This window comes from Clostridium carnis, from assembly GCF_054657435.1.
The window spans coordinates 1,528,338-1,540,861 of the sequence record NZ_BAAHYS010000001.1; the positions used below are offsets into that span (position 1 = coordinate 1,528,338).

The 12,524-nt window shown below is 28.3% G+C and carries 16 protein-coding genes; 13 read left to right on the forward strand and 3 right to left on the reverse strand.

Annotated elements, in window-relative coordinates:
- The first annotated feature begins 15 nt into the window (after positions 1-15).
- The 6 genes from tmk to ACYQ1T_RS07230 all read left to right on the forward strand — a co-directional run bounded on the left by tmk (position 16) and on the right by ACYQ1T_RS07230 (position 3,431).
- Entirely contained in the window at positions 16-651 is a 636-nt protein-coding gene (tmk, locus tag ACYQ1T_RS07205; protein ID WP_459833393.1) for a dTMP kinase, read from the forward strand.
- Between the two features lie 86 nt (positions 652-737).
- Positions 738-1,067, forward strand: coding sequence for a cyclic-di-AMP receptor (locus tag ACYQ1T_RS07210; RefSeq protein ID WP_459833396.1), 330 nt, complete (start codon positions 738-740; stop codon positions 1,065-1,067).
- A gap of 17 nt (positions 1,068-1,084) precedes the next feature.
- Positions 1,085-2,017, forward strand: coding sequence for a DNA polymerase III subunit delta' (locus ACYQ1T_RS07215; protein ID WP_459833399.1), 933 nt, complete (start codon positions 1,085-1,087; stop codon positions 2,015-2,017).
- 2 nt (positions 2,018-2,019) lie between these two features.
- Positions 2,020-2,925, forward strand: coding sequence for a PSP1 domain-containing protein (locus ACYQ1T_RS07220; protein WP_459833402.1), 906 nt, complete (start codon positions 2,020-2,022; stop codon positions 2,923-2,925).
- A gap of 11 nt (positions 2,926-2,936) precedes the next feature.
- Positions 2,937-3,140 carry a heavy-metal-associated domain-containing protein gene (locus tag ACYQ1T_RS07225; RefSeq protein WP_459833405.1) on the forward strand — a complete coding sequence of 68 codons (204 nt, stop codon included), beginning with the start codon at positions 2,937-2,939 and terminating at the stop codon, positions 3,138-3,140.
- Between the two features lie 120 nt (positions 3,141-3,260).
- Positions 3,261-3,431 (forward strand): DUF362 domain-containing protein, encoded by a 171-nt coding sequence (locus tag ACYQ1T_RS07230; RefSeq protein ID WP_021876904.1) that lies wholly within the window; start codon positions 3,261-3,263, stop codon positions 3,429-3,431.
- Between the two features lie 136 nt (positions 3,432-3,567).
- Here ACYQ1T_RS07230 and ACYQ1T_RS07235 read toward each other — a convergent pair whose 3' ends face one another.
- Entirely contained in the window at positions 3,568-4,209 is a 642-nt protein-coding gene (locus ACYQ1T_RS07235) for an MBL fold metallo-hydrolase (protein WP_459833409.1), read from the reverse strand.
- 213 nt (positions 4,210-4,422) lie between these two features.
- Here ACYQ1T_RS07235 and ACYQ1T_RS07240 point away from each other — a divergent pair, with 213 nt between their 5' ends.
- The 5 genes from ACYQ1T_RS07240 to ACYQ1T_RS07260 all read left to right on the forward strand — a co-directional run bounded on the left by ACYQ1T_RS07240 (position 4,423) and on the right by ACYQ1T_RS07260 (position 10,223).
- The gene (locus tag ACYQ1T_RS07240) at positions 4,423-4,878 is read left to right on the forward strand and encodes a CtsR family transcriptional regulator (RefSeq protein WP_459833411.1); all 456 of its coding nucleotides are present in this window, start codon (positions 4,423-4,425) and stop codon (positions 4,876-4,878) included.
- 77 nt (positions 4,879-4,955) lie between these two features.
- Positions 4,956-7,400, forward strand: coding sequence for an ATP-dependent Clp protease ATP-binding subunit (locus ACYQ1T_RS07245; protein WP_459833414.1), 2,445 nt, complete (start codon positions 4,956-4,958; stop codon positions 7,398-7,400).
- Positions 7,401-7,576: 176 nt separating this feature from the next.
- A complete protein-coding gene (gene trxB / locus ACYQ1T_RS07250) occupies positions 7,577-8,518 on the forward strand; it encodes a thioredoxin-disulfide reductase (RefSeq protein ID WP_459833416.1) in 942 nt (313 codons plus the stop codon).
- 1 nt (position 8,519) lies between these two features.
- Positions 8,520-8,747, forward strand: a complete 228-nt coding sequence (locus tag ACYQ1T_RS07255; RefSeq protein ID WP_459833417.1) for a glutaredoxin family protein — start codon at positions 8,520-8,522, stop codon at positions 8,745-8,747.
- Between the two features lie 12 nt (positions 8,748-8,759).
- The gene (locus tag ACYQ1T_RS07260) at positions 8,760-10,223 is read left to right on the forward strand and encodes an NADP-dependent glyceraldehyde-3-phosphate dehydrogenase (protein WP_459833419.1); all 1,464 of its coding nucleotides are present in this window, start codon (positions 8,760-8,762) and stop codon (positions 10,221-10,223) included.
- 40 nt (positions 10,224-10,263) lie between these two features.
- Here ACYQ1T_RS07260 and ACYQ1T_RS07265 read toward each other — a convergent pair whose 3' ends face one another.
- A complete protein-coding gene (locus tag ACYQ1T_RS07265; protein WP_459833422.1) occupies positions 10,264-10,491 on the reverse strand; it encodes a glutaredoxin family protein in 228 nt (75 codons plus the stop codon).
- A 170-nt stretch (positions 10,492-10,661) separates the two neighbouring features.
- Complete coding sequence (locus ACYQ1T_RS07270) at positions 10,662-10,823, reverse strand: hypothetical protein (RefSeq protein WP_459833424.1); 162 nt, start codon at positions 10,821-10,823, stop codon at positions 10,662-10,664.
- A gap of 136 nt (positions 10,824-10,959) precedes the next feature.
- On the opposite strand from ACYQ1T_RS07270, the gene ACYQ1T_RS07275 reads away from it, so the two are divergent.
- Both ACYQ1T_RS07275 and nagB read left to right on the forward strand, forming a co-directional pair.
- A complete protein-coding gene (locus ACYQ1T_RS07275) occupies positions 10,960-11,682 on the forward strand; it encodes a GntR family transcriptional regulator (protein ID WP_459833427.1) in 723 nt (240 codons plus the stop codon).
- On the forward strand, positions 11,679-12,410 hold the full coding sequence (gene nagB, locus ACYQ1T_RS07280) for a glucosamine-6-phosphate deaminase (protein ID WP_459833430.1): 732 nt from the start codon (positions 11,679-11,681) through the stop codon (positions 12,408-12,410). The genes ACYQ1T_RS07275 and nagB overlap by 4 nt, the downstream gene beginning before the upstream one ends.
- The last annotated feature ends 114 nt before the right edge of the window (positions 12,411-12,524 follow it).

Consider the following 12,524-nt stretch of genomic DNA (forward strand, 5'->3'; position numbering starts at 1 on the left):
TAAGAGGTAAAAATAATGACAAGAGGAAAGTTTATAGTATTTGAAGGTGGAGATGGTTCAGGAAAAAGTACAATTTTAGAAATGGTGTACAACTATTTAATAGAAAATAATATAGAGTGTATTAAGACTCGTGAGCCTGGTGGAATAAAAATTTCTGAACAAATAAGAGAAGTGATATTAGATCCTAAAAATACATTAATGGACGGAAAAACAGAAGCATTATTATATGCTGCTGCAAGAAGGCAGCATTTAGTAGAAAAAGTTATAAAAGAATTAGAAAAAGGGAAAATAGTACTTTGTGATAGATTTGTATACTCCTCCTTAGCTTATCAAGGATATGCAAGAGGATTAGGAATCAAAGAGGTATTTGAAATAAATAAATTTGCGATAGATGATTATATGCCGGATTTAAGTATATTATTTGATGTATCCCCTGAAATTGGATTATCTAGAATATCTAAAAACAATGAAAGAGAAGTAAATAGACTTGACCTTGAAAAAATAGATTTTCATAAAAAGGTTAGAGAGGGATATGATATTATTTACAAGGATAATTCAAAGGATATAATAAAAATAAATGCAGAGAAATCAGTAGAAGAGGTTTTTGATGAGGTAAAGAATATAGTTTTAAGAAAAATAAATGAAAAATAAAACGTATATTAATAAAATTTACTTAATTTATACAGCATTTATGATAAAATATTATTAGGGTATTATATTTTAGGGGAGGATTTAATATGAAGTTAGTAATAGCAATGGTACAAGATGATGACGCACTAGATTTAGTAGATGCAATAACTGAAGCAGGCTTTAGAGTTACTAAGTTAGCAACAACAGGAGGATTTTTAAAATCCGGTAATACTACCCTTATTATAGGGGTAGAAAAGGATAAAGTTCAAAGCGTTATAGATGTTGTTGAAGAAGTATGTAAAACAAGAAAGCAAATGATAACAACACCAACGCCTATTGCTGGAAACACAGATATGTATATGTCATATCCAATAGAAGTTCAAGTTGGTGGGGCAACAATTTTTGTTGTTGATGTAGATCAGTTTATTAAGATATAAAATTAACGGAGGATTGCATGAGAAAATTTATAGGACATAGTAGTATAATTAATAGTTTTGAAAAAAGAATATTGTCTGGTAATATTTCTCATGCACATCTTATAGTAGGGGAAGATGGAATAGGAAAAAGTAGCTTAGCTAAAAAGTTTGCTGTTAAAATTTTAAATGGTGAAGAAAATAGAAACTATGTTGATATTATAAATTATAGATGTAAAAAATCTTCATTTGGAGTAGACGAGGTAAGAGATATTATTGAAGAAGTAAATAAAAAGCCATTTGAAGGTGATAAAAAGGTTATTATTATTCATGATGGAAATAAGCTTACAACTCAAGCTCAAAATGCTTTACTAAAGACAGTAGAAGAACCACCAAGGGGTGTATTTATAATGATTCTTTGTGAAAGTCTAGAGCTAATATTAGATACCATAAAATCTAGATGTCAAATATATAAATTAACACCATTATCTAAAAATGAAGTAATAGAATACATTGAAATTTTAAATAAAGATATAAGTGATGAAGAAATAACATCAGCAGTGGCTTATAGTGAAGGAGTTCCAGGTAGAGCTGAAAGATTTTTGACAGATGATAAATTAAAAAGTTTGAGAGAATTATTATTGGACTTGCTTGGGCAAATTGGGAAAAGTGACTTAGAAAAGATATTAAGCTTTGAAAATGAGCTAAATACATATAAGGATAAAAAAGAAGAAATATTAAACATTTTAGCCTCCTTTATAAGAGATATAATGGTTTATAAAGAAGTAGAAAATATTAGCGGAATAATAAATGGGGATAAAATAGAGGTTATAAAACAATTAGCTATAGATATGTCGTATAATAAGCTTAATGGTATTATAGAAAAAATAGGAGATACTAGAATTAATCTAATTAGTAACTCAAATTTTTCTATTACAATAAGAGTTATGCTTATAGACTTTATGGAGGTTTAAATATGATAAAAGTTATTGGAGTAAGATTCAAAAAGGCTGGAAAGATATATTATTTCGATCCTAAAGATTTAAATATACAAAAGGGAAATTATGTTGTAGTAGAAACAGCAAGAGGAATTGAGTTTGGAGAATGTGTAATAGGAATTAAAGAAATTCTAGAAACAGATATAGTCGCACCATTAAAAAGTGTTATAAGAGTTGCAGAGAAAGAAGATATAAATAAACATAAGGATAATAAGGTAAAAGAAAAAGATGCTCTTGAAATTTGTTTGAAAAAAATAACAGAGCATGGATTAAACATGAAATTAATAGATGTAGAGTATACATTTGATAATAATAAAGTTATATTTTATTTTACAGCAGATGGAAGAGTTGATTTTAGAGAATTAGTTAAGGATTTAGCAACAATATTTAAAACTAGAATAGAGTTAAGACAAATTGGTGTTAGAGATGAAGCTAAGATGCTTGGTGGATTAGGACCTTGTGGTAGACCAATGTGTTGTTCTACGTTTTTAGGTGATTTTGCATCAGTATCTATAAAGATGGCAAAGGAACAGAATTTATCATTAAATCCAACTAAAATATCAGGAATATGTGGTAGATTAATGTGTTGTTTAAATTATGAACAAAGCACATATGAAGAAATTAGAAAGAGATTACCTAGAGTTGGTTCAATAGTTAGAAATGAAGAAATGCAAGGTGAAGTTGTAAGCAATAACACAGTAAAAGAAAGTGTTAAGGTAAAATATAGAAGAGGCGATGAAGAGGTAGTAGAAGAGTTTAGAATAGAGAATTTAGAGCTTATTGAAGGAGTTTATGAAGATTCAGTTGAAGATTCAGATATTAAATTAGAAGTAGAACTACCAGAAGATAAGAAGTTAATTAGAGATCTTATAAAAGATAATTAGGAGGATTAGTAATGAAATCTTTAATAAAAGTAAGCAATATTAATACAAATAATGATGTAATTAGCATTAGAGAGGCTATATCTAATAATGAAGGAGTAATTGCCTGTGAAGTAAATATGTTAAAGAAAGAGGTTAGTATAGTATATGATGATAGAAGTATAACAATAGAAGATATAACTAACTCAATAGAAGAGAAAGGGTATAGTGTTATATAAACGATATAATTATACAATAAGTACTAGAAATAGATAATTTATTCATTCCTCTTTAAAAATTAAAATCATTGTGCTAAAATAGATATGAAATAAATTCAAAAAAATTAGGAGGTGCTTTTTATGGCATTCGTAATTCAAGATTCATGTGTAAACTGTGGTGCATGCGCTGCAGAATGTCCAGTAAATGCTATAAGTCAAGGAGACACTCAATTCGTTATAGATGCAGATACTTGTATCGATTGCGGAAACTGTGCAAATGTTTGTCCAGTAGGAGCTCCAGTTCAAGAGTAATCTAAATGAAAAAACCGTCGATTGACGGTTTTTTTTATTCTTTAGAAAATTATATCAAAACATAATTTATAGATAACTTCTAGTATAATCTTAAAGTTAAAAAGATTATACTTTATAACTTTTTTAGGTAAAGAATCTAATTTGAAAAAGGTAAAAGGATAACTGTATTTTTATTTTCAAAATTTAATTCATCTGTTTTTAAGATAGTAGATTTATATTTAATTACATTTTTCATATTAGATAAAAATTTATGGGGGCCATCTAAAAAGAAATATTCATTACAAGTTCTATAGCACATAGGTATAATGTATTTAGGGCCAATAGAAAGTGCTAATTTTGATGCTGTATATCCATCTAAGTAAAAATGCCCTCCAATAGGAATAAATAAAATATCTATATCTGTAAGAGTTTTTAATAAATCTTCATCAAGCTTATGTCCAAGGGCTCCTAAATGGCAAAGTTTAAGACCATCAATTTCGAAAATATAAATTATATTTTCACCTCTTTTAGTTCCATTCATATTATCTCTATAAGATAAAAATCCATTTAATGAAAGAAAGTCATTTTCAAAAGAACAAACGCTATTTATAATTTTACACTCGTTATCTACAAAATCTAAAATATTTTTATGATTATGAGTATGACTAAAAGTAATTATATTAGATTTAAAATCATATTTTTTAATAGTAGAAATTAATTGTACAGGATCTATTAAGATACGTTTTCCAATAGAATTTTTTATTATAAAGCTTGAACCACCAATCCATTGAATTTCCATAAAAATCACTCCTAAAAAAACAATATAATTATTTTTTGAAAAAACCTATAAAATAATTCCTATTTTTGAAAAATATATAGTGATTTAATATATTTCACTACTAAAATTATATTATAAAGGGTAAAACTTATAAAATGGACATAATAAAAAGAATAATATATAATGAAAGTCAAAGAAGGTCTATTTAAAATATAGGTTTAAGAAGGTGAAAAAATGGCAATAATTTCAGATACAATAGAAAGTTTTATAAAGAATATGATAAATGAAGAAAGAGGAAAGCAAATATTAATTCAGAGAAATGAATTAGCAGACAAGTTCTCTTGTGCTCCATCACAAATAAATTATGTATTAACTACTAGATTTACCTACGAGAAGGGGTATCTAATCGAAAGTAAGAGAGGTGGAGGTGGTTGTATAGTTATTAGAAAAGTGACATATGACAATCAGGATAAAAGATTAGATTTAATAAGAAATTCCATAGGTAGTAGTATTACATATAAAGGAGCAATATCAATTCTTGATCATTTAAAAGACTCTAATGCAATTACGCATAAAGAGTATGAAATAATAAAAATTTCATTAAATGATAGAACATTAATTACAGCAGAAGATAAGAATAAAATAAGAGCAGATATATTAAAAGGAATTATAACGGTAGTTTTATCATAATATGAATACTAAATTAGTTGTTTTAAATTTATCTGTTAATGAGGTTAAATATAGCAATAGGGTATGGAGGTATATATATGATTTTTGGGAGGTTTACTGAAAGAGCACAAGTAGTGCTGGTTGAAGCTCAAAAAGAATCACAATATTTTAAACATGGTTATATAGGAACAGAACATATTCTTTTAGGGATCCTTAGGGAAAATGGATATGCAGGACAGATATTATATGCCAATGGGGTTACAATAGAAAAAGTTAAAAAAATTATTGAAGAGTATTTAGGGTTTGGAGATATAGAAATTTCAATAGGAGAAATGTTACTTAATCCAAGATCTAAGAGGCTATTTGATGATAGTTTAGCTAAGGTAAGAAAGTATGATCATACTTATATAAGTCCTGAGCATATATTATTATCATTATTAGAGGATAAAGAGAGCATTGTATATAAATCAGCAGCTAATTGTAGCAAAATAGATTTAAATATAATAAAAGATGAACTTAATAAATATTTATCAGGTAAAGAAGTAGATGGTTTAAAATCAGAAGAAAAAGAAAAAAGGAAGAATATAAAAACTCCACTATTAAATCAATATGGTAGAGATCTTACTACTATGGCTAAAGATGGTAAGCTAGATCCTGTTATTGGACGAGATGATGAAAATCAGAGAATATTAGAAATCCTTTGTAGAAGGATAAAAAATAATCCTTGTTTAATTGGTGAACCAGGAGTAGGAAAAACTGCAGTTGTAGAAGGTCTAGCACAAAGAATTGTTAATGGAAATGTTCCAGAAATATTAAAGGATAAAATACTAATTTCTATTGATTTAACTTCTATGATAGCAGGGGCTAAGTATAGGGGAGAATTTGAAGATAGATTAAAGAAAGTAATGGATGAAATTAAAAGCAGAGAGGATATAATAATATTTATTGATGAAATACACACAATAGTTGGAGCTGGTGGAGCTGAAGGTGCAATAGATGCTTCAAATATACTAAAACCTGCATTAGCAAGAGGGGAAATAAAGTGTATTGGTGCAACAACTATAGAAGAATATAGAAAGCATATAGAAAAAGATACTGCTTTAGAGAGAAGATTTCAACCAGTTAATATAGGAGAGCCAACAAAAGAAGAGACATTAGAAATTCTTAAGGGCCTTAGAGATAGATATGAGTCACATCATATGGTAAAAATAACTGATGAAGCTCTAGAAGCGGCAGTAGAACTTTCAGATAGATATATAACAGATAGATTTATGCCAGATAAAGCAATTGATTTAATTGATGAAGCAGCAGCTAAGGTTAGAATTGAGAATTTAATTGCACCTCCAACTGTAAAAGAATTAGAAGATAAAATTGAAGATATAGTTAAAGATAAGGAAGATGCAATAAGAGGACAAGAATTTGAAAAGGCAGCATCGTTAAGAGATAATGAAAAGGAATTAAAAAGCAAATTAATATCTTTAAAAGAGGATTGGACAACACACAGTTCAACAATAACTTATAAGGTTGATAGAGAAAAAATAGCAAAGGTTGTTGCTATTTGGACTAAAATACCATTGGAAAAGCTTACAGAAAAGGAATCTGAGAGATTATTAAAGCTTGAGGAAATATTGCATAAAAGGGTAATAGGACAAAAAGAAGCTGTAAAAGCTGTTTCAAGGGCAGTTAAAAGGGCTAGAGTTGGTTTAAAAGACCCAAATAGACCTATAGGTAGTTTTATATTCTGTGGGCCTACAGGAGTTGGAAAAACAGAACTTTCAAATGCATTAGCAGAAGCTATGTTTGGAAATCAAAAAAATTTAATTAGAATAGATATGTCAGAATATATGGAGAAGCATTCAGTATCTAGATTAATAGGTTCTCCTCCAGGGTATATTGGTCATGAAGAAGGTGGTCAACTAACGGAGGCTGTAAGAAGAAATCCATATTCAGTAATATTATTAGATGAAATAGAAAAAGCTCATCCAGATGTTTTTAATATACTTCTTCAAATAATGGAAGATGGACGACTTACTGATAGTAAAGGAAAAAATGTAAATTTTAAAAATACAATAATTATAATGACATCTAATGTAGGTGCACATACTTTGAAGAAACAAAAAGTTATGGGCTTTACAACACCTGAAGCAATACAAAATAGTGAATATGAAAAGATGAAAGAAAACATTATGGAAGAAATAAAAAGACAATTTAAACCAGAGTTTATAAATAGAATAGATGACATAATAGTTTTCCATCAATTAGACAATAATGATATATTAAAGATAGTTAATATTATGCTAAATAATACTATAAATAAACTTAAAGAAAGAAAGATAAGTATAAATCTTGATGAAAACAGTAAAAATTTCCTAGTAAGTAAAGGTGTAGATATAAGTTATGGTGCAAGACCTTTAAGAAGAATTATAACTAAGGAATTAGAAGATAAATTAAGTGAAGAAATGCTTAAAGGATGTATAAAAGGTGGAGATAAATTAGAAGTTTATTGCGATGGAGCAAGTCTATGCTTTAAGCATATATCTTAAATAAAAAGGAGATTTTCCAAGGGGAAATCTCCTTTTTTATGAATAAAATATAATAGGTAATATAATAATAATTATAAAGAATAAAAAATATTAAATAAAAACTATTGCAATTTAAAGTGGAAATGACTATAATTATATCAAAGAATATACCCCCTGGGGGTAAAGGAGAGGATCTTATGGAAAAGGAAGTAAAGCATAAAGAGCTTATAATAATAGGTGGGGGCCCAGCTGGATTAACTTCTGCAATATATGCAAGTAGAGCAAAATTAGATATGTTACTATTAGAAAACCAAATCTTAGGAGGTCAAGTTAGAAATAGCTATACTATTGAAAACTATCCTGGATTTAAGAAAGTAAGCGGAACTGAATTAGCAGATTTAATGCAACAACAAGCAGAAGAGTTAGGAGCAGAAATTGACGAATTTGATGCAGTTGAAAAAGTAACTTTAAGCCATACAGAAAAAGTAGTTGAAACTGGTGATTACATTTATAAAACTAAGGCTGTAATAATAGCTACAGGCGCTAGTCCAAGAAAATTACCTATTCCATCAGAAAATGAATTTTCAGGAAAAGGGGTTCATTACTGTGCAGTATGTGATGGAGCTATGTATGAAGGTAAGGTTGTAGCTGTTGTTGGTGGTGGAAACTCTGCCTTAGAAGAAGCTTTATTTTTAACTAAATTTGCAGAAAAGGTAATAATGATTAGAAGACATGATTACTTTAATGGAGAAAAATCTACTATAGAGGAAGTTAAAAATAACCCTAAAATAGAAATATTATTTAGTCATGATTTAGTAGATGTAAAAGGTGACAGATTTGTAGAAAAGGCAGTAATTATAGATACTAAAACTAATGAAGAGAGAGAAATAGCTTTAGATGCAGTATTTGGATTTATAGGAACAGAGCCAAAAACTGGAGAGTTTAAAGATAATTTAAATTTAACATCAAATGGATACATCATAACTGATGAAAATATGCAAACTAATATTAAAGGTGTATATGCTGCAGGAGATGTTAGAGATAAGGCATTTAGACAAATAACAACAGCTGTAGCAGATGGTACAATAGCTGCATTACAAGCAGAAAAATATATAGTAGAAAAAAAGGAGAGAAATTAAAATGATAAAAATTTATTCAACATCATGGTGTCCATCATGTATAAAGGCAAAAAGATTCTTTGATATGAAAGGTTGGGAGTACAAAGAAATAAATGTTGCTGACAAGCATGAAGATAGAGAAGAAGTTTTCAAGGTTTCAGGACAAAGAACTGTACCTGTAGTAGATATTAATGGAGAGATAATAGTTGGCTTTGATAAAAAAGCTATCGAATTAGCTGTTCAAAAATAAGGAAGTGTTAATATGTTTAGTTGCATAAAAGGTAAAGAAAGAACATTTAGAAATTTTATAAATGGTCAATGGGTAAGTAGTGTAAGTGAAAAGTTTTTAGAAATATTTTCACCAATAGACTCTACTTTAGTTGGAAAAGTACCGGCAATGACAAAAGAGGAAGTAGATTTTGCTATTAAAAGTGCAAGTGATGCTCAAAAGTCATGGAAAAATGTTCCGGTTAATGAAAGAGCTGAAATATTATATAAAGCAGCAGATATTCTTGTAGAAAGAATAGAAGAACTTTCAGATATAATGATTAGAGAAATTGCAAAGGATAGAAAAAGTGCAGAATCAGAAATTTTAAGAACAGCTGATTATATAAGGTTTACTGCGGATACTGCAAAAAATATATCTGGAGAAAGTATACCTGGAGATAGTTTCCCAGGATTTAAAAGAAATAAAATATCTGTAGTAACAAGAGAGCCGTTAGGGGTTGTACTTGCAATATCACCATTTAACTATCCAATAAACTTATCAGCATCTAAGATTGCACCAGCATTAGTAGCAGGTAATTCTGTTGTATTAAAACCAGCTACACAAGGAAGTTTAAGTGCCTTATATTTAGTAAAAGTATTTGAACAAGCTGGAATTCCTGCTGGAGTATTAAATACTATAACTGGTAGAGGTGGAGAAATAGGAGACTATATTGTTACTCACCCACAAATAGATTTTATAAACTTTACAGGAAGTACAGAGGTTGGAACTAGAATATCTAGAATAACTTCTATGGTACCATTACTAATGGAGTTAGGAGGAAAAGATGCTGCAATAGTTTTAGAAGATGCAGATTTAGATTTGGCAGCTAGCAATATTGTAGCTGGAGGCTATTCTTACTCAGGTCAAAGATGTACTGCTGTAAAAAGAATATTAGTAATGGATAAGGTTGCGGATAAATTAGTTGAAAAAGTAAAAGAAAAAATAGAAAAATTAATTTTAGGAAATCCATTATTAGAAAAGGATGTTAATATAGTTCCTCTTATAGATACAAAATCAGCAGATTATGTATGGGAGTTAATAGAGGATGCTAGGGAAAAGGGAGCTCATTTAGTTATAGGTGGAAAAAGAGATGGCAATATGATATATCCAACTTTATTTGATAATGTAACTACTGATATGAGATTAGCATGGGAAGAACCATTTGGTCCAGTGCTACCAATAATAAGAGTTTCAAGTAAAGATGAAGCGATTGAAATAGCTAATAAGTCAGAATATGGTTTACAGGCGGCTGTATTTACTGAAAATATTAATGAGGCATTTTACGTAGCTGATAGATTAGAAGTTGGAACAGTTCAAGTTAATAATAAAACAGAGAGAGGTCCAGATCATTTTCCATTCTTAGGTGTAAAAGCTTCAGGGATAGGTACACAAGGAATTAGATATTCAATTGAATCAATGTCTAGACCAAAGGCAACAGTTATAAATTTAGTTAGATAAAAAATAAATCCTACTGTTTTTAAGCAGTAGGATTTATTTTTTATTTATTAAGAGCAGAATCGATAGCTCTCTTATCAAAACCTATTATTATTGTTCCATTTACATCTAGTACAGGAACACCCATTTGTTTTGATTTATCAATCATTTCTTGTCTTGCGTTCATATCATCTTGAACATTTAAGTCTTCAAAGTCTATGTTTTGTGATTTTAAATAACTTTTAGCCTTAACACACCAAGGGCAAGAGTTTGTTGAATAAACTTTAACCATATGTATAATCTCCTTAACTTTAAATTATTAAATAGTTATTTAATAATAAATATTATTTATTATTAATTTTACATCAATTAGTCAGATATTACAATAAATTTAAATCTATTTATTAAAATAAAAATTGTAATATGGTATTATAGGAAGGTGAAAAACAAAGAAAAAAGATTTTATTTAATAATATTTTGGTTATCTAAATTTGAATTTAGAACCATATTATCTAAGGAATTTTCTATATATGTATTAGAAAGTTCTTCAGATAAATTTTTTGAGTTGTTATCTCTAATTACATTGCGAGAAGCAACATTAGTAAAATAATCTTTATTAATCATTGGATCATCTCCTTATAAATTATTAAAGTTATTTTTACCAAAAAATAAGGTTATTATAACAAATTAAATAAAATTAATTAACTGGTCTAGACATCTATAACTTTTAATAATATAATAATAAATAGGAGGATTAATCATGATAGATAAAAATAGTCCAATTCCAGTATATTACCAATTGAAAAATGATTTAATAGCAAAAATATCACAAGGATTATGGAAAGCTGGTGAGTGTATAGCTAGTGAAAGAGAACTTTGTGAAATCTATGGTGTAAGTAGAATGACCATAAGGCAAGCAATTGGTGAGTTAGTTCAAGAAGGGATACTTTTAAGAATTAAAGGAAAAGGTACATTTGTTTGTGAGCAAACATTTAAGCAACAAGATATGATGAGCTTTACTGAAATAATTAAGCAAACAGGTAAGGATTTAAAGTCAGAGGTTGTTGAGTTTTGTAAAATTAGTACTCCAGAAAATTTAGCAGAAACATTTTCTTTAGATGAGCTTTATAAGATAAAGAGAAAGCGTATTGTAGATGGAGAATGTGTAGCACTTGAAACAGTTTTTATACCAGTAGATTATTGTGGATATATAGATGAAGAAATGTTAAAAGGATCTTTATTTAGAATTTTAGATGAATTTGGATACGTAGTTGAACATTCTCAGTCATCAATAGCTGCAGTAATAATGAATGATGAACTAAAAGATATATTTAATGTGGAAAATGAAGTTCCAATGTTGAAAATAATAAGTAAGACATTTGATAAAAATAATAAATTAATATTTTTAGAAGAGGCAATTTATAGATCAGATAAATTTTTATTACAAGTTAATATTTCAATGAGAGAGGGGAAAATACGATGAAAGTAATAATAACAAAAAATTATGAAGAATTAAGTAAAGCAGCGGCTAATGAAATGGCAAATATAATTAAAAATAATCCCAAAGCAATTTTAGGGTTAGCAACTGGTGGCTCACCTATTGGAATGTACAAAGAATTAATAAGAATGAATAAAGATGGAGAACTTGATTTTTCAGATATTACAACAGTAAACTTAGACGAATATGTGGGTTTATCAGGAGATCACAATCAAAGTTATAGATATTTTATGAATGAGAATTTATTTAATCATATTAATATAAATAAAGAAAAAACATTTGTACCTAATGGATTAGCAGAAAATATAGAAGAAGAGTGTAAAAATTATGATGCTAAGATAGCAGAATTAGGAGGAACAGATGTTCAATTATTAGGTATAGGAAATAATGGACATATTGCATTTAACGAGCCAGATAGCTCATTAGTGGCTGGAACTCATTTAACTAAATTAACTCAAGACACTATAGAAGCAAATGCAAGATTTTTTGAATCAATAGATATGGTACCAACAACTGCATTAACTATGGGATTAGGCGGAATAATGAAATCTAAGAAGATAATAGTTATAGCTAGTGGAGCTGGTAAAGCTGAAGCTGTTAAAGAAATGGTAAGTGGAAAAATAAATACTAATATGCCAGCATCAATGCTACAAATGCATAGAGATGTTGTTGTAATAGTTGATGAGGCAGCAGCAGCATTATTAAATAAGTAGTATAAATAGTTATAAATATGGGAATTGTTACTAAAAGGAAATATAGTAGCAATTCTTTTTTTTATTACATCAAATAAAATAGTTTTTATAAAATTATTATGATATATTATAATA